24 protein-coding genes are annotated in these 20,500 nt (G+C 32.9%); 11 read left to right on the forward strand and 13 right to left on the reverse strand.

Annotated elements, in window-relative coordinates; all coding sequences use genetic code 11:
• Positions 1-5: 5 nt before the first annotated feature.
• The 4 genes from HM986_RS13180 to HM986_RS13195 form a co-directional block, all read right to left on the reverse strand.
• Positions 6-332, reverse strand: a complete 327-nt coding sequence (locus HM986_RS13180) for a DNA-directed RNA polymerase subunit omega (RefSeq protein WP_179335555.1) — start codon at positions 330-332, stop codon at positions 6-8.
• A gap of 11 nt (positions 333-343) precedes the next feature.
• Positions 344-1,144, reverse strand: a complete 801-nt coding sequence (locus tag HM986_RS13185; protein ID WP_179335556.1) for an outer membrane protein assembly factor BamD — start codon at positions 1,142-1,144, stop codon at positions 344-346.
• A 180-nt stretch (positions 1,145-1,324) separates the two neighbouring features.
• The gene (gene dapA / locus HM986_RS13190; RefSeq protein ID WP_179335557.1) at positions 1,325-2,209 is read right to left on the reverse strand and encodes a 4-hydroxy-tetrahydrodipicolinate synthase; all 885 of its coding nucleotides are present in this window, start codon (positions 2,207-2,209) and stop codon (positions 1,325-1,327) included.
• Positions 2,209-2,727, reverse strand: a complete 519-nt coding sequence (locus HM986_RS13195; protein ID WP_218841441.1) for a DUF6913 domain-containing protein — start codon at positions 2,725-2,727, stop codon at positions 2,209-2,211. The genes dapA and HM986_RS13195 overlap by 1 nt, the downstream gene beginning before the upstream one ends.
• A 71-nt stretch (positions 2,728-2,798) precedes the next feature.
• Here HM986_RS13195 and HM986_RS13200 point away from each other — a divergent pair, with 71 nt between their 5' ends.
• Entirely contained in the window at positions 2,799-3,557 is a 759-nt protein-coding gene (locus HM986_RS13200; RefSeq protein WP_179335559.1) for a 5'-nucleotidase C-terminal domain-containing protein, read from the forward strand.
• A gap of 3 nt (positions 3,558-3,560) precedes the next feature.
• Positions 3,561-4,475 carry a bifunctional metallophosphatase/5'-nucleotidase gene (locus HM986_RS13205; protein ID WP_179335560.1) on the forward strand — a complete coding sequence of 305 codons (915 nt, stop codon included), beginning with the start codon at positions 3,561-3,563 and terminating at the stop codon, positions 4,473-4,475.
• Between the two features lie 48 nt (positions 4,476-4,523).
• Here the strand turns inward: HM986_RS13205 and HM986_RS13210 are convergent, their stop codons facing one another.
• The 5 genes from HM986_RS13210 to HM986_RS13230 form a co-directional block, all read right to left on the reverse strand.
• Positions 4,524-5,264 carry a hypothetical protein gene (locus HM986_RS13210; protein ID WP_179335561.1) on the reverse strand — a complete coding sequence of 247 codons (741 nt, stop codon included), beginning with the start codon at positions 5,262-5,264 and terminating at the stop codon, positions 4,524-4,526.
• Positions 5,265-5,364: 100 nt separating this feature from the next.
• Positions 5,365-7,359, reverse strand: coding sequence for an NAD-dependent DNA ligase LigA (ligA, locus tag HM986_RS13215; protein WP_179335562.1), 1,995 nt, complete (start codon positions 7,357-7,359; stop codon positions 5,365-5,367).
• Positions 7,360-7,361: 2 nt separating this feature from the next.
• A complete protein-coding gene (locus HM986_RS13220; RefSeq protein ID WP_179335563.1) occupies positions 7,362-8,030 on the reverse strand; it encodes a hypothetical protein in 669 nt (222 codons plus the stop codon).
• 1 nt (position 8,031) lies between these two features.
• Entirely contained in the window at positions 8,032-8,907 is an 876-nt protein-coding gene (prmC, locus tag HM986_RS13225) for a peptide chain release factor N(5)-glutamine methyltransferase (RefSeq protein ID WP_179335564.1), read from the reverse strand.
• A 3-nt stretch (positions 8,908-8,910) separates the two neighbouring features.
• Complete coding sequence (locus HM986_RS13230; protein WP_317167361.1) at positions 8,911-9,402, reverse strand: GNAT family N-acetyltransferase; 492 nt, start codon at positions 9,400-9,402, stop codon at positions 8,911-8,913.
• Between the two features lie 49 nt (positions 9,403-9,451).
• Between HM986_RS13230 and HM986_RS13235 the strand changes: the two genes are divergently transcribed.
• Genes HM986_RS13235 through HM986_RS13255 form a run of 5 tightly spaced genes read left to right on the forward strand, consistent with a single transcriptional unit; the run spans position 9,452 to position 13,065 of the window.
• Complete coding sequence (locus HM986_RS13235) at positions 9,452-9,910, forward strand: hypothetical protein (protein WP_179335566.1); 459 nt, start codon at positions 9,452-9,454, stop codon at positions 9,908-9,910.
• Positions 9,911-11,008, forward strand: coding sequence for a bifunctional diaminohydroxyphosphoribosylaminopyrimidine deaminase/5-amino-6-(5-phosphoribosylamino)uracil reductase RibD (ribD, locus tag HM986_RS13240; RefSeq protein ID WP_179335567.1), 1,098 nt, complete (start codon positions 9,911-9,913; stop codon positions 11,006-11,008).
• Complete coding sequence (locus HM986_RS13245) at positions 10,995-11,612, forward strand: HAD family hydrolase (RefSeq protein WP_179335568.1); 618 nt, start codon at positions 10,995-10,997, stop codon at positions 11,610-11,612. The genes ribD and HM986_RS13245 overlap by 14 nt, the downstream gene beginning before the upstream one ends.
• Positions 11,609-12,460 (forward strand): EamA family transporter, encoded by an 852-nt coding sequence (locus HM986_RS13250; RefSeq protein ID WP_179335569.1) that lies wholly within the window; start codon positions 11,609-11,611, stop codon positions 12,458-12,460. Before HM986_RS13245 ends, HM986_RS13250 begins: the two co-directional genes overlap by 4 nt.
• Positions 12,457-13,065 (forward strand): IMPACT family protein, encoded by a 609-nt coding sequence (locus HM986_RS13255; protein WP_179335570.1) that lies wholly within the window; start codon positions 12,457-12,459, stop codon positions 13,063-13,065. The genes HM986_RS13250 and HM986_RS13255 overlap by 4 nt, the downstream gene beginning before the upstream one ends.
• Here HM986_RS13255 and HM986_RS13260 read toward each other — a convergent pair.
• A complete protein-coding gene (locus HM986_RS13260; RefSeq protein WP_179335571.1) occupies positions 13,060-13,467 on the reverse strand; it encodes an acyl-CoA thioesterase in 408 nt (135 codons plus the stop codon). The two genes, HM986_RS13255 and HM986_RS13260, sit on opposite strands and share 6 nt — an antisense overlap.
• 198 nt (positions 13,468-13,665) lie before the next feature.
• Between HM986_RS13260 and dnaA the strand changes: the two genes are divergently transcribed.
• The 4 genes from dnaA to HM986_RS13280 all read left to right on the forward strand — a co-directional run bounded on the left by dnaA (position 13,666) and on the right by HM986_RS13280 (position 17,765).
• Positions 13,666-15,093 carry a chromosomal replication initiator protein DnaA gene (gene dnaA, locus HM986_RS13265; protein ID WP_179335572.1) on the forward strand — a complete coding sequence of 476 codons (1,428 nt, stop codon included), beginning with the start codon at positions 13,666-13,668 and terminating at the stop codon, positions 15,091-15,093.
• A 12-nt stretch (positions 15,094-15,105) separates the two neighbouring features.
• Positions 15,106-15,561 (forward strand): low molecular weight protein-tyrosine-phosphatase, encoded by a 456-nt coding sequence (locus tag HM986_RS13270; RefSeq protein WP_179335573.1) that lies wholly within the window; start codon positions 15,106-15,108, stop codon positions 15,559-15,561.
• A gap of 66 nt (positions 15,562-15,627) precedes the next feature.
• On the forward strand, positions 15,628-17,049 hold the full coding sequence (locus HM986_RS13275; protein WP_179335574.1) for a PQQ-dependent sugar dehydrogenase: 1,422 nt from the start codon (positions 15,628-15,630) through the stop codon (positions 17,047-17,049).
• Positions 17,049-17,765 (forward strand): SAM-dependent methyltransferase, encoded by a 717-nt coding sequence (locus HM986_RS13280; RefSeq protein ID WP_179335575.1) that lies wholly within the window; start codon positions 17,049-17,051, stop codon positions 17,763-17,765. The genes HM986_RS13275 and HM986_RS13280 overlap by 1 nt, the downstream gene beginning before the upstream one ends.
• A 6-nt stretch (positions 17,766-17,771) precedes the next feature.
• Here HM986_RS13280 and HM986_RS13285 read toward each other — a convergent pair whose 3' ends face one another.
• The 3 genes from HM986_RS13285 to mltG form a co-directional block, all read right to left on the reverse strand.
• A complete protein-coding gene (locus HM986_RS13285; RefSeq protein ID WP_179335576.1) occupies positions 17,772-18,428 on the reverse strand; it encodes a peptidoglycan-binding protein LysM in 657 nt (218 codons plus the stop codon).
• 118 nt (positions 18,429-18,546) lie between these two features.
• A complete protein-coding gene (locus HM986_RS13290) occupies positions 18,547-19,452 on the reverse strand; it encodes a DUF2279 domain-containing protein (RefSeq protein ID WP_246288509.1) in 906 nt (301 codons plus the stop codon).
• Between the two features lie 3 nt (positions 19,453-19,455).
• A complete protein-coding gene (mltG, locus tag HM986_RS13295; protein WP_179335577.1) occupies positions 19,456-20,499 on the reverse strand; it encodes an endolytic transglycosylase MltG in 1,044 nt (347 codons plus the stop codon).
• Between the last annotated feature and the right edge of the window lies 1 nt (position 20,500).

Consider the following 20,500-nt stretch of genomic DNA (forward strand, 5'->3'; position numbering starts at 1 on the left):
AAAATTTATGGTTGAGGATCCTCAGTATTTCTGTGATAGATCTTATTATCTAACCACTCCTTAACAGCTAATGCATGTGGCTTTGGTAATTTTTCGTAAAACTTAGAAACTTCAATTTGCTCTTTGTTTTCAAAAATCTCTTCTAGACTATCATTATATGTAGCAAACTCTTCTAGTTTGTCTATTAACTCACGTCTAATGTCTGTATTAATTTGTTCTGCACGTCTAGAAATAACAGAAATTGCCTCATAGATATTATCTGTTGGAGCATCTATTTCATTTCTGTTGTAAGTTACTGTACTTACTGGTGCATCTGTCTTTTTTAAATCCATCGTTATAATGTTTAACTTTTAGTCGTAAACGTATTTAATTGTTCTTGTAATTCTTCATTCATAACAGTAGCCGCTTCCATATATTCTGATTCTGGATATGCTTTCTGTAATACTTTATAATATCCTATAGCATCTTTTAAACGCTTTTCTTTTAAATAATCAATACTTAAAACAGCTAAATTGTAAGCTGAATCAAATCTGTAATAAATCGCATCAGTTTTTAAAGTAGCCCCAGGGAATTCAAGTAAAAAGTTATTAAACGATTTAATTGAAGCTCTATATTCTCTAATTAAATTGTACTGTTTTGCTATTTCAAAAGCTTTCTTTTCTAATTTAAAATCTAATTCTTTAACTAGTTCATTGGCTTCTGCTAAATACTGAGAATTCGGATATTCATTAACAAAAATTTGAAACTTCTCTATGGCCTCAATCGTTTCCTTCTGTTCTTTAGAATACGCAGGAGAATTATGATAATATCCTTTCGCAGCTAAAAAAGCAGCTTGTTCGGCTTTTTCACTTTTAGGGTAAATATCTGTGAATTTATCGAAATGAAAACTTGCTTCGTAATAGGTTCCTAATTGGTAAGAACACATCGCATGCATAAATGTTATTTTTTCAGCTTGGGGTTTTCCTCTATATTGTTGAAGGATTTGATCCAACAATCTATAAGATTTATTCCACTTTTCAGCGTCATAAAGTTCTGTAGCCAATTCAAATTTTGCAGCAGTATCTTCAGATTTCAGTGTTTTCTGAAAATCACTACAAGATATAAATAGAATACTGATAAGTAGTATGTAAAGTCCTCTTTTCATGTGGTCACTTTAATTGCTTCGCATCTGTCAAATGGAATTTGCTATTAAACATTAATAACAAGCTCATTTTCTAAATTTTAAACAGAATGCAAAAGTAAGCATTATTAACGGATTTAAAAAACAATTATTGTTAGCTAAATTAAGCGTTGCATCTAGGGTGAACACCTATTTATATTAAGTTTAACTTTTCCCTAAAGTTTTTAACTCTGATTTAATGTTTGCTTTTAATTGATCTGTAGCTTCAACAAGAGGTAAACGCACGTGAGATTCTGAAATTTCTAAAGCGTTTAAAACTGCTTTTATACCTGAAGGATTATTTTCAGAGAAAATGAGTCCAGTAATTGGCATTAACTTAAAATGAATATCGTAAGCCTCCTTTGCTTTACCTGCAATCCCCAAGCGAATCATTTCAGAAAACTCTTTAGGCAAAGCCTGTCCTATAACAGAAATAACACCAGAACCACCAGCTAAGGCGACACCTAAAGCCAAGTCGTCATCACCAGATAACACTAAGAAATCTGAAGGCTTAGTTCTTAATAATTCTAAATATTGATGTACATTGTTTCCTGCCTCTTTTACTGCAACAATATTATCGCAATCTCTTGCTAACCTCAACGTCGTTTCAGGAGACATGTTAGATGCTGTTCTACCTGGCACATTATATAAAATAATTGGTAATGGACTTACAGCAGAAATGGCTTTAAAATGTTGATAAATTCCTTCTTGTGTTGGTTTACTATAATATGGAGAAACTGACAAAACACCATCAATAGCAGAAAAATCTGTTGACTTAATTTCTTCAATAACATTTGCAGTATTATTGCCACCAATACCTAAAACTAATGGTAATCTTCCGTTATTAATTTTAGCAATAAATGAGATTAATTGCTTTTTCTCTTCTGAAGTAACGGTAACACTCTCTCCTGTTGTTCCACTAATCACTAAATACTCTGTGCCGTTAGCAATGTTATACTCTACTAAACGCTCTAACGCATCAAAATCGATGCTTAAATCTGCGTTAAAAGGTGTGATTAATGCCACACCTGTTCCTAAAAATTTAGTCATTATAATTTATTTAAAATATTTAAGTATTTCTTTAGTTCTTGTTTAAAAATATTGATATCCCTTAATTCTACATCTATAATTAAATCGTATAAACGCTCGTCTACTGCACTGATGCCAACTTTAAAGTTCGCTTTAGACGCAGCCGTCATAAGATTTAGTTGTAATACTTCATTTTTAAAAAAGCAAATAAGCATGTCATAAGGTTCATTGATAAAAGCTTCTAAGTCGTGATTTTTTATTTTTCCTTTCCAACCAAAATCTTTTGGACTAAAATGTACATTCCATTTATTGTGCTCTAATTTATTGTCTAATGTAAAAGCTATAATTTTATGCTTTGGTGACATTAAACCTAGTTCTTTAAAATAAACTCTAAACACTTCAAACTCATGAAATTCATTAGCATTAAGAAGTACCGCAACTGTTTTTATTTTATCATTATTAACAGTCGCTTGACGTTTATCCAATAAAGTATTGACATATTTTCGATTCGATTTTTCTTTAAATGCTTTCAAAATCATTTACCTTTAGCCTTTGTGCAAATTTAATAAAAGCACTTACATTTTATTATAAACTTCTTATAAGTTATTCAATGACTAGTAAACATATTCTAAAACTCTGTTTATTGTTGCTCATTTTTTCTTGTGCATCATCAAGTATTTCAAAAATTGAAGGCAAACGAATCGTTATTGATGAGAGCCTAAACCCTAATAAAGCTATAGAAGACTTTATAACTCCTTATAGACTTCATGTTAATAAAGACATGGATAGTATTATTTCTTATGCACCACAAACTTATTCTAAATCTGATGGTGAATTTAATACGGCCATTGGAAATTTAATGGCTGATGCGGTTTATAACGAAAGTAACCCTGTATTTATGCAACAATCTCAAAAAAATATTGATTTTGTTTTACTTAATCATGGTGGTATACGTGCGATATTATCTAAAGGAAATGTAACAACCAGAACGGCCTATGAAATTATGCCTTTTGAAAATTCTGTGGTTGTCGCTGCTCTTAAAGGCGAGCAGATTAATGAAATGATGCTTTATTTATCTCAAGCAAAACGTGCACACCCTGTATCTCACCAATTGCAATTAACTTTAGATAAAAATTCTGAAGTTCGCTCGGCTACGGTTAACGGAAAACCAATAGATGTTAATAAAACATACTATATAGCTACTAATGACTACCTCTTCAACGGAGGTGATGGCATGGACTTTTTTCAAACCAATGAAGGTCTCTATGTGTTAAATTATAAAATTAGAAATGTATTAATTGATAACTTTAAAAAGACCGACACATTGAATCCTAAACAAGATCAACGTTTTATAAAATTAAAAGATTAAGACATGAAAAGAATACAATTTATTCAAAAATCGACAGCTGCTACAGTTTTAGCTAGTGTGGGAGGTTTAGGTTTACAATCTTTTAGTGCGCCTAAAACGAAAAAAATTACAATTTTACATACTAACGACGTACATAGTCACATTGATCCTTTTGGGCCTGAGGATGGAAGAAACGCTAATAAAGGTGGCGTGGCAAGACGAGCAACATTAGTGGAGTCGATTAGGCTAGAAAACCCTAATACGTTATTATTAGATGCTGGAGATATTTTTCAAGGCACACCTTATTTTAATTATTATGGCGGTGAATTAGAATTTAAACTAATGAGCATGTTAAAATATGATGTTGCAACCATTGGTAATCATGATTTTGATAATGGTATCGATGGACTTTATGCTCAAATTCCGCACGCCGACTTCGAATTTGTATCTGCGAATTATGACTTCTCGAATACTGTAATGGATACGCACGTTAAACCCTATAAAATTATTATTAAGAACGGTATAAAAATCGGCATATTTGGTTTAGGTATTCAACTTGATGGCTTAGTAAATAAAGACATGTATAAGGAAACTATTTACCGCAACCCTATTGAGATAGCACAAGACATGTCTCACATATTAAAAAAAGAACAGTCTTGTGATTTGGTCATTTGCTTGTCTCATATCGGTTATGAATACAAGAATGATCCAAATAAAGTAAGTGACATCACTTTAGCAAGAGCAACTAAAGATATCGATTTAATTATAGGAGGACACACTCATACTTTCCTTCCAAAACCAACTATAGAAACAAATAGTATAGGTAAAAACGTTTTGGTAAACCAAGTGGGTTGTTTTGGTTTATATCTTGGTAAAATTGACTTTTATTTTGAACCAGGTAAAGACGTTACGGCAGAAGGAGCTTCGATTATAGTTTAATTGAAGCGCTTAAGCTTAAGCATTATCATTTAGCCTTTTTTAATCAATCTAATCTATAATCTCGTCTGTATAAGCCAGTGTTGGCTCAGTGACTGCATGTTGCGATTGTGAGTAATAAAAAATAAATGCAACCACTAAAAAAGAAGAATAAACATACCCCAAGTTAGAGTTAGCTTCACTCAAAATATAATAATACGCTAACTGAATAATCTCCGAGAACACAATAAAAATGGAGCCTAACAAAAACAACATGGATTTGTTATTGTTTCTATACATATAGTTGATGAGTGCAAACGATAGCAATATCATTATTATAGCATTATAGGTATATTCTAAAGCGTATTCATAATAGCTAAATGAACTTTCAGTAGTGCTTGATATCAATGTCACACAAAAAACATCTAGAATCACTAATATAATTATAGGAATAGTTAATTGTGAAAATACCGCCCTGAAGTTTAAAGGAATAAAAACTTTAACAATGAGCAATGTATAAGAAATAATACTAAGAATGTTTACAATAAAATATAAATAATCGATTTCACCAGCCGGTACTCGCGTACGAAACCAAGCCAAAAAACCTAGGACTTGTGCCGCTGTAAAAACAATTAAAAACAATATAAATAACTTTGATTTATCCTTTGTCCACCCCACGTATAGCCAAGTGAGCAAAATAAAAGCAACTGCACTTACGGCATCGCCTTCTATCTCCATAGCCCCCCCCTGAAGTATTATGTAGCCGATACCCAATAGCAAGAGTACTAGCTTTAAAATTTTCTTTACTAACATTAATCTTCCCTTATTAACTTAAGCAAATATAAACTTTTTTTACATATAAACGTTAAAATCATGCATTTAATCGAATTAAAAGCACCTTTCTTGTAAGAATTTACTTCAAAACATCTAAAAATGCCTCCTCGGAAAGAATTGGAACGTTCAAACTATCAGCTTTTGCTCGCTTACTAGGTCCCATTTTGTCACCGGCTACTAAATAACTCGTTTTAGATGAGATAGATGAAGATACTTTTCCTCCGTTATCTTCAATCAACTTCTTAAGGTCATTTCTAGAAATGCTTTCAAATACACCCGAAACCACTATCGATAAGCCTTTCAATTTATCCGTTTGGCTTGCTAATTTCTCTGCCGAAATTTCTAATTGCACTCCAAATAACTTTAAACGCTCTACGATTTGCTTATTTTCTTCAGAACCAAAAAACTCAACGACACTTTGCGCAATACGCTCACCTATTTCATCTACTGTAACCAAATCTATTAATGAAGCAAACATTAATGCATCAATTGATTTATAATGTTTGACTAATTTTTTGGCAACTGTCTCGCCTACGTAACGTATACCTAAAGCAAATAGTACACGTTCAAATGGAATTAATTTTGAAGCTTCAATACCATTTATTAAATTCTCAGCACTCTTTGCTGCCATACGCTCTAAAGGAATCACTTGGTCAACAGTCAATTTATATAAATCGGAATAATTAGTAATTAATCCTTCCTTTACTAATAAAGCTACCGTTTCGCCTCCCAACCCATCGATATCCATTGCTTTTCTAGATATATAATGCTGAATTCTCCCTACCACTTGTGGCGGACACCCGGTATAATTAGGACAGTAATGTTTTGCCTCCCCTTCTAGTCTCACTAATTCAGTATGACATTCTGGACATTGCGCGATGTATTGTGTCGGCTCAGACCCCATAGGACGCTTAGATAAATCTACAGCAATAATCTTAGGAATAATCTCTCCTCCTTTTTCTACAAATACCTCGTCACCTTCTCTAATGTCTAACTTTTCTATTTGATCTGCGTTGTGAAGCGAAGCTCGCTTAACGATTGTACCAGCCAATTGTACAGGTTCCAAATTAGCAACCGGTGTAATAGCGCCCGTACGACCAACTTGATAAGTTATTTCATTTAACCGCGTAGAAACTTGCTCCGCTTTAAATTTATAGGCCATTGCCCAACGTGGTGCTTTTGACGTAAAACCTAGCTCATCTTGCTGATATAGATTATTAACCTTAATAACGACTCCATCAATTTCGTAAGGTAAGCTATGCCTGTTATCATCCCAATAATTGATATACTCTAAAACAGCATCGATACTATGTACTAATTTTGCTTCTTGTGGTACTTTAAAACCCCAAGCTCTAGCTTTTTCTAAACCTTCATATTGCGAAGTGATATTTAGATTATTTCCTACGATACTATATAATAGACATTCTAAGGGACGTTTAGCCACTTCTGAACTGTCTTGTAGCTTTAAACTTCCTGATGCTGTATTTCTTGGATTCTTATAAGGTTCTTCTTCATTAGCAATGCGCTCCTCGTTCATTTTTAAGAAGCCTTCTATGGGTAACACTATTTCCCCTCTAATATCAAAACGTTCTGGATAGTCACCTTTTAATTGTAGTGGCACTGTATTAATAGTTTTTATATTAGCGGTTACTTCATCTCCTTGCACTCCATCTCCACGTGTAATAGCTCTTAATAATTTACCGTTCTCGTAAGTTAAACTTATAGAGGCACCATCGTATTTCAGCTCGCAAGTATAACTAACGTCTCCATCAACCATTTTTTTAACACGCGTTTCCCAATCTAGCAAGTCTTCTGTTGAGTATGAGTTGTCTAAAGAGTACATTCTAGAATCATGAACCGTCGTTTTAAAATTCTTTGTAATAGCTCCACCTACACGTTGCGTTGGTGAATTAACATCAAAAAATTCAGGATGCGCTTCTTCTAAAGCTTGAAGTTCTTTTAATTTTATATCGAAATCGTAATCACTAATTGTAGCATCATCTAAAATATAATAATTGTAGTTGTGCTGACGCAATTCTTCTCTAAGTGATTCTATTTGTTGTTTTGTATTCATTTTTAAGGGATGTAAATAATGCGCTTTATGTTTAATTCTTCGTCAATAAAAAAAGTAACTTTATAACTTAAATAACCATCACTGTTACCCATTGTTACAATAATTTCATCATCATAATAATAAGCTTCGGTCAAATTGAAATTTGGCTCATATAAGTCTTCATAATAACGCTTATCGATTTCAACGTAGTTATTGCTTAAATCTAAGTATATTTTAGAAATATAGGTGTCCGGAATATCTTCTGCTCCAATAACATCGTGATTATCAATTTGAATAATGTTTAAACTATCACTGTCGTAAGTGAGTTTTGATTTCGTTTTATCAAACTTAGATTTACGGATAACAACTTCAATATTTTTAGTATATAAACTAATAGAATCTAAATTACCTTTTTTAATAAAAGGTTCGTAATCGAAGGAATAATCTATGTTTGAATCACTTTCTAAAAATTTAAACCCCACAATTGTATCGGTTACTAATACTGAGTCATAGAGTTTAATATGGTAAAATCTTTCTTTTAATTCATGACGTTTTTGTCTTATCAATTCGTCTTCCTTATTTATAGTTAAAAGTGTATCGATTTTAATTTCATACTCAACCACTACATCTTCTTTTTTCTCTTTACAAGAAAAACAAAGCGCAGAAATAAAAAAGAAAACTAAAATTCTCATACTATACTTTTACACCTTTCAACATCCTAAAATTTTCATTTAAGTCTTTCAACAACATTACATCTTTAAAATTAGCATCAGTTAATAAGGCTTTTGTTTCTTCTCCAAGATATTGATTAATTTCAAAATATAACTGTCCGTTTGGTTTCAACTTATCAATCGCAAAATTTGTAATGGCTTTATAAAATAACAATGGGTTATCATCTTCTACAAACAAAGCTAAATGTGGTTCATTATCTAGAACATTAGACTGAATTTCAACTTTTTCTAAATTTCTAACATACGGTGGATTAGACACCAAGATATCAAATTTTAAATTTTCAAAAAACAAATTCCAGGTAGGCGCGTTTAAAATGTCTGCTTCAATAAATGTGATATTTGCGTTATTTAACTCTGCATTTTTTTTAGCTACTTTTATAGCATCCTTACTTACGTCTAAAGCATACACTTTCGCATTTGGTAAGTTTTTAGCCAGTGAAATTGCGATACAACCAGAACCTGTTCCAATATCTAGAACGTTAATCTGATGAGATAATGGATTTTCTTTTTTAGAATTTGCAATAATAAGAGCCACGAGTTCTTCTGTTTCTTGTCTTGGAATCAAAACATTCTCATTCACCTTAAACGGTAATCCATAAAACTCTGTGTCTCCTAATATATATTGTATGGGTTTTTGCTGCTTTAAATATTCTAATGTCTTAAAAAAAGTATCGGTTTCAGATTTAGTGATTGCTAATTTTGGCTCTAACGTCAATTGAACTCTTGGTACATTCAAATAATGCTCTGTACACAAATAGAAGAAACTATCTACTTCATGTTTACCATAAACAGCATCTAATTCTATGTGAAATATATGTTGAAGCTCTTTTAATACCATAACCTAAAACTCTTTAAGCATCCAAACCGTACAAGAATAATGACCTGTATTTCCCATAGGTTTTTCTAAATTTTCAAAACCTACTTTTCTGTAGAGTTTACGTGCATCTTCCATATAGGGCAAGGTCTCTAAATAGCAATGCGAAAAACCTGCTTGCTTGGCAAAGTCCAAACATTTTTTCATCATTTTAGACCCTAAGCCTTTACCTCTTGCTTCTGGCATAAAATACATTTTCTGTAACTCGCACACATTGCCTTCATAATTATCTAATGGCGAAATTCCAGCTCCTCCAATAATGTCATCGCCATTTACAACGACAAAATAAGCTTTCATAGGTTCATTGTAAGTAGCTGTCATACAGTCTAAAGCTATATCTTCATAAGCTGTTCCCACTTTTGGAACACCCATTTCAATTAAAACACTCCGAATTGCTTTAGCAATTTTAGGATTGTCCTTGGCTTCAATTTCTCGAATAACAATAGTATCTTTACGCACTGAATTAACTTTTTTAGAAGACACCAAAAATACATATAAAAACAATTTTATGTTTAAAAGACTCCTAATGTTTTCCCTAACTTTTACACTACTGCTTAACTGTTCGTTTACAAGAAAGCCCGAGTTTGTTAGGTTAGAAAACTTTAAGGTCATTGACTCTAACTCTAAAAATATAACCATAAGAACAGAAGCTTTATTTCTAAATAAAAATGATGTTGGTGGCACTTTAAAAACAGATGATCTTAAAGTTTATATTAATGAATTGGAATTAGCGTCCGTTATTTCCGATGAATTTGATGTCCCTAAGAGAGAAAATTTCACGATTCCGCTGACTGTTAAGATCGCAACAGACAGCATCATGACTGATAAAAACTTAGGAAGCTTGTTAGGTAGTTTACTTTTTCAAAAACTAAAAGTGCATATTAAAGGCGAAATAAAATATAAAATCCTAGGCTACTCTTCAACCTATTCGGTAGATGAAATTCAGGATGTTAAAATAAAGTTCTAATTGACAACTCAAGAAATCTACATATCGCGCTGTTTAGAAATTGCCAAAAACGGATTGGGATCTACAAGGCCAAACCCCATGGTTGGTGCTGTAATTGTGCATAATAATACCATAATTAGTGAAGGTTACACAAGTGCATATGGAGGTAACCATGCCGAAGTAAATGCAATTAATGCTGTTAAAGACAAAACAATATTGCATAAAAGCACCCTCTACGTTACACTAGAACCTTGCAGTCATTTTGGAAAAACACCTCCTTGTAGCGATTTAATTGTAAAGCACAGCATCCCAAATGTAGTGATTGGGTGTGTTGACGATAACCCTGAAGTGGCCGGGAAAGGTATTGCTAAACTAAAAGCTTCAGGCTGTAATGTTACTGTGGGTGTTTTAGAAAATGAATGTAAAACGCATCACAAACGATTTTTTACATTTCACAATAAAAAGCGTCCTTACATTATATTGAAATGGGCTGAAACTCGCGATGGCTTTATTGCTCCCGATATTAAGAACGAAAAAAAGCCTGTTTGGATAACAAATACATATTCACGTCAAATAGTGCATAAATGGCGAGCAGAAGAGCAAGCTATTTTAGTAGGAACCAATACTGTTATTGAAGACAATCCGAGTTTAACCGTTAGAGATTGGTCAGGAGAAAATCCTATAAGAGTGGTTTTGGACAGAAATTTGAAATTAGATAAAACTTATTCCGTTTTTAATGATGAAGCTGAAAATATAATTTTTCATGATGATAATGATTTATTTCGCAAAGTCGACGAGAATCAAAAAGGTTGGGCAATTTCCCCACCTTTACAAAGAGGCTTTAATGCTGCCTATGCCGAAATCGATTGGAATTTAAAAACTTCAATAGCAAAACAAATATGTGATGCTTTGTATAAATTTCAAATTAATTCAATAATAATTGAAGGTGGATTAAAAACACTGCAAACCTTTATCGATGAAGAATTATGGGACGAAGCTAGAATTTTTACTGGAACAGTTGAATTTGAAACGGGTAAAAAAGCACCAAAACTTCAAGGGAGATTACTATCTGAATCTAGAATTAATAATGATTTATTAAAAATATATGCAAAAGATTAAAACACTCATTTTCGATTTTGGAGATGTATTTATCAACTTAGATAAACAAGGCGCAATGCAAAAAGCCTTAGAGTTATTTGAAATAGAAACTTTTGACGCTGACATCATTGAAACCAATGAATTATATGAGGTTGGAAAAATTTCAACAGCAGAATTTATTCAGTTTTACAGCATTAGATTTCCTCAAATTAAAGAAACACATCTTGTTGAACTTTGGAACTGTATATTAAAAGATTTCCCTAGTCATAGATTAGATTTTATTAAGAAACTAGCACATCATAAAGAATACAAACTCATATTACTAAGTAACACCAATGATATGCACATTGATTCAATAAAGTCCAATGTACCTTTCTTTGAAGATTTTAAAAATTGTTTTGACAAATTCTACTTATCACAAGAAGTTCAACTTAGAAAACCAAACGCTGATATTTTCAATTTTGTATTAGAGCAAAATAATCTAATTGCTAACGAATGTTTGTTTATCGACGATACCAAAGATAATACAGATACAGCTAAATCAATGGGGTTCCATACATGGAATATAGACGAAACAAAAGAAGACGTCACAACGCTTTTCGAAATGAATAAAGCGCTCTTTTGATATATTTACTAATTAGCATATTAGCATCCACTGCAATTTTTGTTGTTTTTAAACTCTTCAAAAAATATGAAGTCAATACGCTTCATGGTATTGTTGTTAATTATTTTACCGCTTGTTTTTTAGGCTTCTTACTTTATGGTGGTTCGATTGAACCTGCTGAAATTATAAAAGCCAATTGGTTTATCCCTGCTATATGCTTAGGTTTTTTGTTTATTGCAATTTTTAACGTTATGGCATTAACAGCACAAAAAAATGGACTTTCCGTAGCTTCGGTTGCTAGCAAAATGAGTGTTATAATTCCGGTTATTTTTGGTATCATCGTTTTTAAAGAAAGCGTTGGTGCTCAAAAAATCATAGGTATACTCTTGGCTTTAGTCGCGGTTTACTTGACATCTATAAAGAGTAAAAACAACACGATACTTGCGCAGTCTATTTATTTACCTATTATTCTCTTTTTAGGTTCGGGTATTATTGATACATCCATCAATTATTTTGCACCAAATGATAAAATAGCTTTGTTCTCTGCCACCATATTTGCCATGGCAGCAATTATAGGAGTCATCCTTTTATCAGGAAGCTTATTAAAATCTAAAGTTATATTTAAGCCAATAAGCATTCCATTTGGTATCGCTTTAGGTATTGTAAATTATGGATCTATTCATTTTTTATTAATGGCTTTACGTGTTGAGAACACAGAGAGTTCAACCTTATTCACTATTAATCATATAGCTATTTTAGCGCTATCAACGTTAATAGGATTAGTCTTATTTAAAGAAAAAATTTCTAAGAAAAACTGGATAGGAATTATATTAGCCCTAATCTCTATACTATTAGTCACTTTAGCATGATGGAAGACGATTTATATAAAACAATTACGAAACCAGCGCAAGGAGAATTATTTAAAGATAAGAATAGTAAATTCTATGGATTTGCATTTCCTGTAACGGAGGAAGAACAAATAAAACAACACATAGACCATTTAAAAAAAGAACACTACTCTGCCAGACATTGGTGTTATGCCTACCAGATAGGAACAGAAACGATTAAATATCGAGCCAATGACGATGGAGAACCTAACAATTCCGCTGGAATGCCTATTTATGGACAAATTCAATCTTTTGAAGTCACCAACATCCTAATTGTAGTCATTCGCTATTATGGCGGTGTTAAACTAGGAGTTGGAGGCCTAATAAATGCTTATAGAACAGGAGCACAATTTGCATTAGAAGCTTCAAAAATTGTGGAACGTACCATAAATAAAAAATTTAAACTCAGTTTTGAATATAAAAACATGAGTAAAGTGATGCGAATTTTAAAAGAAAACAACGTTGAAATCATTAATCAAACCTTAGAATTAAATTGCGTATTAGAAATATCTGTCAGAAAAAACCACAGTTCTAAAGTTTTTGATTTATTTGATCAATTTTTCGGAGTTGAAATCGAAGAATTATAACGAATAATTTCGCAGTTTATCTAAAAGATATTTTGGACATCTTGTAGGTCGATTCCGCTTAACGTCGATAAAAGCTAAAACAGTATTCCCTGTTGCTAATAAAACGTTGGATTCATTTCGTAATTCATATTCAAATTCTATAGAAGCAGTTGGCATCTTTTTGAGTCTTGTTTTCACTTTAAGCACATCATCATAACGTGCTGAATTTTTGTAATTTATAGACAACGAAACTACTGGTAACATAATACCATCTGCCTCCATACCACTATAATTTAGACCAAACTCTCGTAACCACTCTGTTCTTCCTACTTCAAAATAAACGGCATAGTTGCCATGATACACAACTCCCATCTGGTCAGTCTCTCCGTAGCGTACTCTAATATCAGTTTCATTATAATTCATACATTAATGTGTGTTTAAGAAAAAAAAGTGTAATTTTAAATTGTTTTAAACATGAGAAAAAAAATCTAAATATTCTATCTAATTTGATTTTTTTATTAAGAATTTTGTTCACATATTTGTGCTGTTAAAAACTACTAGAGAATTCCAATTCTCTTTTTTTTTGCTAAAATAACTAACAACAAAAACCTAACTTAAAGAATGGAGATCACAGCGCAATCTGTATGGAGTAATTGTCTTGCTTTTATAAAAGATAATATACAACCACAAGCCTATAAAACTTGGTTTGAACCTATAGATGCTGTAAAACTTTCCGGTAACGCATTGAGTATTCAAGTTCCTAGTAAATTTTTCTATGAATGGTTAGAAGAGCATTATGTAAAAATTTTAAAGGTATCCTTAACAAAAGAGTTAGGTGAAGATGCTAAATTGGTGTACGTTATTAAAATGGAGAACACTTACGGTAACAAACAACCTTTTACAGAAAAAATACCAAGTGCAAACAGGTCGGCATTAAAATCTCAAGATGTAGACGTGCCTTTTAATAATAAAAGTCCTGAGCTTAGAAATCCGTTTATAATTCCTGGAATTAGAAATGTAAAAATTGAATCTCAGCTTAATCCAAGTTATAGTTTTGAAAACTTCTTAGAAGGGGACTCTAACCGTTTAGCTAGAAATGCAGGTATTGCAGTAGCAAACAAACCTGGTGGAACCTCTTTTAATCCCTTATTAATTTTTGGTGGAGTTGGTTTAGGAAAAACGCATTTAGCACACGCTATTGGTGTTGATATCAAAGATAAATATCCTGAAAAAACAGTTTTATATATTTCTGCTGAAAAATTCACACAACAATATATAGATTCTGTAAAAAAGAATAACAGAAATGACTTCATTCACTTCTACCAAATTATAGATGTGCTTATTATAGATGACGTTCAGTTCTTATCTGGTAAAACAGGAACACAGGATGTCTTCTTTCATATTTTTAACCATTTACACCAAAACGGTAAGCAAGTTATTTTAACAAGTGACAAAGCACCTGTAGACATGCAAGATATTGAGCAACGCTTATTATCACGTTTTAAATGGGGTCTTTCTGCAGAATTACAAACACCAGATTTTGAAACTAGGGTTTCTATTCTAAAAAATAAACTTTACAGAGACGGTGTTGAAATGCCCGAAGACATTATAGACTATGTTGCAAAACATATTAAAACCAATGTTAGAGAGCTCGAAGGTGCAATCATTTCATTAATCGCACAGTCTTCTTTCAACAAAAAAGAAATTACAATTAACCTTGCGAAAGATATTGTAGAGAAGTTTGTTAAAAACACTAAACGTGAAGTTTCTATTGATTACATTCAGAAAGTAGTTTCAGATTATTTTCAAATGGATGTTAATACCCTTCAATCTAAAACACGTAAACGCCATATAGTACAAGCCCGACAGTTAGCGATGTTTTTTGCTAAGAAATACACTAAAGCGTCTTTAGCTAGTATTGGCTCTCAAATTGGGCAACGTGATCACGCGACTGTTTTACACGCTTGTAAGACCGTTGATAATTTATCTTCTACAGATAAACAATTTAGAAAATACGTTGAAGACCTGTCTAAAAAATTAGCACTTTAATTACATTTTATTATGACTCGTATCTTAATGGTGTGCTTAGGTAACATTTGCCGTTCACCATTAGCTCACGGTATCCTACAATCTAAAGTTTCTGCAGAACACTACTATGTGGATTCTGCTGGTACCGCCGCCTATCACATAGGTAATGCCCCAGATAGACGATCAATTGCTGTCGCAAAGCATAATGGATTAGATATTAGCGCACAGAGCGCAAGACAGTTTAAAACATCTGATTTTGATGCATTTGATTATATCTACGCTATGGACGAATCAAATTATTCTGATATTATAAGCCTAGTGAGACATACAGGTGATATTGAAAAAGTAAATCTTTTTCTTGAAACCAACCCCTCTATTCAAAACAAAAACGTGCCAGATCCATATTACGGAAATGAAGGCGGTTTTGAATACGTTTTTGACCTAATTACCGAAACATGCGACTTATTAGTTAAGAAACTAGGTAAGTAACACAAACATTTTCAACTTTAGTAAAGTCTTTTTTTTGTAAATTAGTCTTTTAAACGCTCATTACTTATGAAAACGACTATAACACACCTTCTTCTTTCATTCATAACTATCTCAAGTATTTACGCGCAACAATTAGAGTTAGAACTTTTTGCTTCTAATTTAAATAAGCCTGTAAGTATTAAACATGCAGGTGATGATAAGCTGTTTGTGGCTGAACAAGCTGGAAAAATAATAATCATTAATGCAGATGGCATAGTACAAACAACACCCTTTTTAGATATTAATAACCTTGTAATTAATACTGGGAACGAGAGAGGCTTACTTGGTTTGGCTTTTCATCCTGAATATGCCACCAACGGTTATTTTTTTGTAAACTACATTAACAATTCTGGTAATACTGTTATTTCTAGATTTACAAAAGATTTTACAACACCTGAAACAGCAGATCCTAATTCTGAATTGATAATACTTACCTACGATCAACCCTATACAAACCATAATGGTGGAGATTTAGCTTTTGGGCCAGACGGTTATCTCTACATCGCTTCTGGTGATGGTGGCTCTTCTGGAGATCCACAAAATCGTGCTCAAAACAAGTTAAGTTTACTAGGTAAAATGCTACGATTAGATATTGATACTGTTACTGAAACCGAAAATTATGGTATCCCTACTGACAATCCGTTTATTGAAGATTCAGAAGCTAGACCCGAAATTTGGGCTTACGGACTTAGAAATCCTTGGAGGTTTTCTTTCGACCGCTTAAATGGAGATCATTGGATTGCAGATGTAGGTCAAGGTGCATACGAAGAGATTAATAGCGTTTCACCTGTAGAAGCTTCTTCAGGATTAAACTATGGATGGAAATGTTACGAAGGCAGTGATACTTATAATACAACGGGTTGTGCTGACCAAAGCACGTATACTTTTCCTGTTAGCGGTTATTACCATTTTGGTGATGGAGAAGTTAAATGTTCCATTACAGGTGGCTATAGGTACAGAGGCAGTAATTATCCGAATTTTAATGGTTGGTATTTCTTCGCCGACATTTGTAGTCAAGAAATTGGATATTTAGTCTATGATGAAACGAATGAAGCTTGGACCAAATCCTTTCAGCAGTTTTCAGGACAATGGTCGGCGTTTGGAGAAGATATCAATGGAGAACTATATGTTTCAGATATTTCTGAAGGTGGCATTTACAAACTTATAGATGCAACTTTAAGTACCAATGATTATTTAATTTCTGAAGTATCTATATATCCCAATCCTACTAAACATACCTTACATATTAATTTTGGCTCAAATTACAATTCCGGCCTTTTAACTAATATCCATATTTTTGATATACAAGGAAAAAAAGTAAAGGAGATTAAAAGCACTACCGACACCACTTTAACAATAAATACAACCAAATTGTCTAAAGGTATTTATATATTAAAAATTAATTCGGAAAACGCAATACAAAGCACCCATAAACTAGTTATACATTAATGAGCAATACTAAAGGAAAATTATATCTTATACCTACACGATTAGGAGATAATCCACCTCTTGAAGTTTTACCTATTTCAATCAAAAAAATAGTTGAGGATATTGATTTTTACATTGTTGAAAATGAAAAAACCGCACGTCGTTTTATAAAACGCATAGCACCTAGCAAATCACAACCCTCTTTAAAACTACAGGTCTTAAATAAATACACTACCGAAGCAGAGCGCAATACGTTTTTAAACCCTTGCTCAGAAGGAGTCTCAATCGGGTTACTTTCTGAAGCTGGCTGTCCGGCAATTGCAGATCCTGGTGCTGATATTGTAGGCTTAGCGCATCAAATGGATATAAAAGTTGTACCACTTGTTGGTCCATCTTCTATTTTGTTGGCTTTAATGGGGTCTGGTATGAATGGCCAAAGTTTTACCTTTAATGGTTATTTGCCAATTGACAAGAGTGAACGCAAGTCAAAATTAAAGACTTTAGAACGGATATCTTCTGAACATAATCAGTCTCAAATCTTTATTGAAACTCCTTATAGGAACATGAAAATGCTTGAAGACCTAACAAGTACTCTACATCCAAACACAAGAGTTTGTGTTGCGTGCGATTTAACTTTGCCTACCGAGTTTATAAAAACAAAAACAGTAAATGACTGGAAGCACAATAAAGAAGACCTCCACAAGAGGCCTACTATATTTATTATCCAAAAAGATTAATTGGATTTAAAGTGTTACTCTGGCTTTCTTATCTGGAGTGATCATAGACGTGTCATAACCTGAAAACTTTTTCATATAATATCGTACAGAAGACCCATAAGCATCCGAAAGGTTATTAACGCCATAGCTACGCAAGAACTTTTTTACACTTCCAGGACCTGCTAAGTGAGCAGCTGCTAAAATACCTGATTCGGTAACTTTAACACCTGCAATTTTCTTACCTTCAAAACGCTTTATGTCTTTTCTAAGCACCCATTTATTTCGTTCTGCATTTGCGATGAATGCTTTTTCTTGTAATTCTGGATTATATAAGAACTGGTTAGGGTTGTAAATACCAATAACTTTTAAGGTTTCTGCACCAAATTGATATTTCCCTAAATACCCCAAAGTATTCACCGTAAAATAATCGCCTCTAGATTCTTTAAAAGCTAATGCTTCTTTAAACCCTTCAAAAGACTTACCTAAATGTGGAGTAAACAGATTGTACTTTACATTATGGCCTTCATTGATCATAGCCACTTCTTCAGAAATGTTATAATCTAATATTAATCCTTCTGTAGAATACATATCAGGATTAAGAGATGCATTTGGGTATAAGGCTAATGCCATAAGTACACAAATTGAAAATGGTATCACTATACTCTTAACGCTATTTTTAATCATAACAGTTAAATTTTTACAGTACAATAGTTTCAAAAAACTATCCTACAAAATTCGCGTGCAAATATACAACATATTTTCAATTACTGAAAATCAACCGATTAAGTGTTAAAAAATTAACTTAAAAGTAGACAGAGTGCCATTTTATCCGACCACCGCTGTTCAATTCTATAGCAGGAAAAGGCAGCTTAATAACGTTAAAAACGTCAAATAATGTTTTTAGGAAGTGAGAATTTGTCTTAATTCTTGTTAAATCAACGTCTAAGCTTAAGTAATATTGTCGTGTTCTATTTTGGTCTAAAAATAAAGAATCAGATGCCTCACCTGTTAACATACCATCGGCTCCGTAACCAAAAGCTACATTTAACCAATTTGGTATGGATTCCGTTTTTAGAAATGAATTAATATTGGCACTTAACCAATATGTCTGGCCATTATAATCTTTTAAAAATTCTTCAGCCAAACCACTGCCTAATTTACTTGGTCGCTGTTTTGCAAATGATGTTCTATGAAATGAATACTTTAGTACAATACGTTGTTCTTCCCAAAGCAATTCTTGTCCTACATGCAATCCTGTTCCTGCTACATTTGCCGCCATATCAGACCAAGAAAACCCCCATTCTTCAGAAAACCCGTCCATAACTTCAACGGCAGTTAGGAACCCCAAACCTAAAGTAGAACCATAAAGTAATTGATCTTTTTCACTCACTCCAGCCCAGTTTAACGTGTTAGCCCCTAATCTTCCCAATTGATACGACGAAAATGCATGCCCTAATTTATCCATTTGTAACCACTCACCACTATCGTTCAAGGTTTTAAAATTAGAACGCGGATAATCGGCATACCATAATTGGTTTAATCCGATTAAGGTTGTTGATGCTAAAGCAGCTTCAAAAATTACAACGGTATTTCTACGTGATATATTTAAAGTGTCACTAGGCTTTAAAAACTGAATACGTTTAGATTGCGAAAAAAGCGGAGCACTTGCCAAAAAGAAAGTTACAATATAGACAATAGCGCGATTCAAACCCTATTTATTAATCCCTTGAGATGACAAGTATCTGTGATATTCTCTGGCATTGTTATTATGCTGGCCTAATGTTTTGGCAAATTTATGATAGCCTAGTCGTTTAGCATCCGCTGCAAAATAAAGGTAATTATGCGTTTCAGGATTTAAAACTGCTTTTATTGCAGATAAATCTGGCATTGCAATAAGTCCTGGAGGTAAACCCGTATTTTTATATGTATTGTATGGAGAGTTAATGTCCTTATGAATATTTAAAACACGTCTAATAATAATGTTCTGATATTGAGGCAACTGATAAGCAGCAAACTTTAAAGTAGGATCAGCTTGTAACGGCATCCCAATTCGTAATCTATTTAAATACACACCTGCCACTCTTGGTTGCTCATCTGCTTGTTTCGATTCCTCATGTACTATTGAGGCTAGTGTAATAACTTCGTTTGGACTTAAGTTCAGTTTTTTAGCTTTTGCTTTTCTGACGTCCGTCCAGAAACGATTATACTCTATCAACATTCTTTCTCTAAATGTTTCAGCAGAAGTATTCCAGAAAAATTCATAGCTATTTGGCAAATACATCCCTAATGCTGTCGCTTTTGAAAATCCATTATCAGCTAAGAACGATGCTTCCGACATAACCTTGTTTAACGTTAAACTATCAGCTTCAATCTGCATACTAATTCGCCCTGCTAAATCTTTTATACTATGCTGATTGTTGAATGCGATTTTGACAGGAAGATTTTTACTTCGGATAGAATTAATAATATCATTATTATTCATGCCTTTAGAAATTGCAAACCGACCTGCCTTAACATTAGTGACATACTTTTTCTGTTTTGCTAAAGCATCAAAAGTCCCAATATCTTTTAGAAGTGGTTCTAATTGTGATCTTACTTCTGAGTAATTTGCACTAGTTGGCACATAAATGTAAGCGGTTTCATTTTCGAAATTGGTATTTGGAGAAAACATCGTACCATAAATATAGTAAGCGATGACACCAAAGATGACTAAGCCAATAAGAGCAACCGCCCAAAGAATTTTTTTAATATACATA

The sequence above is a fragment of the Winogradskyella costae genome, from assembly GCF_013403865.1.
GTDB lineage: Bacteria > Bacteroidota > Bacteroidia > Flavobacteriales > Flavobacteriaceae > Winogradskyella > Winogradskyella costae.

Coding starts and splice junctions, on each gene's coding strand:
- HM986_RS13260 (WP_179335571.1), bottom strand. CDS start 13,467: ATGAATTATAATGAAACTGATATTAGAGTACGCTACGGAGAGACTGAC.
- HM986_RS13185 (WP_179335556.1), bottom strand. CDS start 1,144: ATGAAAAGAGGACTTTACATACTACTTATCAGTATTCTATTTATATCT.
- HM986_RS13200 (WP_179335559.1), top strand. CDS start 2,799: ATGACTAGTAAACATATTCTAAAACTCTGTTTATTGTTGCTCATTTTT.
- HM986_RS13275 (WP_179335574.1), top strand. CDS start 15,628: ATGAAAACGACTATAACACACCTTCTTCTTTCATTCATAACTATCTCA.
- HM986_RS13245 (WP_179335568.1), top strand. CDS start 10,995: ATGCAAAAGATTAAAACACTCATTTTCGATTTTGGAGATGTATTTATC.
- mltG (WP_179335577.1), bottom strand. CDS start 20,499: ATGTATATTAAAAAAATTCTTTGGGCGGTTGCTCTTATTGGCTTAGTC.
- HM986_RS13180 (WP_179335555.1), bottom strand. CDS start 332: ATGGATTTAAAAAAGACAGATGCACCAGTAAGTACAGTAACTTACAAC.
- ligA (WP_179335562.1), bottom strand. CDS start 7,359: ATGAATACAAAACAACAAATAGAATCACTTAGAGAAGAATTGCGTCAG.
- HM986_RS13210 (WP_179335561.1), bottom strand. CDS start 5,264: ATGTTAGTAAAGAAAATTTTAAAGCTAGTACTCTTGCTATTGGGTATC.
- dnaA (WP_179335572.1), top strand. CDS start 13,666: ATGGAGATCACAGCGCAATCTGTATGGAGTAATTGTCTTGCTTTTATA.
- HM986_RS13205 (WP_179335560.1), top strand. CDS start 3,561: ATGAAAAGAATACAATTTATTCAAAAATCGACAGCTGCTACAGTTTTA.
- prmC (WP_179335564.1), bottom strand. CDS start 8,907: ATGGTATTAAAAGAGCTTCAACATATATTTCACATAGAATTAGATGCT.
- HM986_RS13285 (WP_179335576.1), bottom strand. CDS start 18,428: ATGATTAAAAATAGCGTTAAGAGTATAGTGATACCATTTTCAATTTGT.
- HM986_RS13220 (WP_179335563.1), bottom strand. CDS start 8,030: ATGAGAATTTTAGTTTTCTTTTTTATTTCTGCGCTTTGTTTTTCTTGT.
- dapA (WP_179335557.1), bottom strand. CDS start 2,209: ATGACTAAATTTTTAGGAACAGGTGTGGCATTAATCACACCTTTTAAC.
- HM986_RS13280 (WP_179335575.1), top strand. CDS start 17,049: ATGAGCAATACTAAAGGAAAATTATATCTTATACCTACACGATTAGGA.
- HM986_RS13235 (WP_179335566.1), top strand. CDS start 9,452: ATGTTTAAAAGACTCCTAATGTTTTCCCTAACTTTTACACTACTGCTT.
- HM986_RS13270 (WP_179335573.1), top strand. CDS start 15,106: ATGACTCGTATCTTAATGGTGTGCTTAGGTAACATTTGCCGTTCACCA.
- HM986_RS13195 (WP_218841441.1), bottom strand. CDS start 2,727: ATGATTTTGAAAGCATTTAAAGAAAAATCGAATCGAAAATATGTCAAT.
- HM986_RS13255 (WP_179335570.1), top strand. CDS start 12,457: ATGATGGAAGACGATTTATATAAAACAATTACGAAACCAGCGCAAGGA.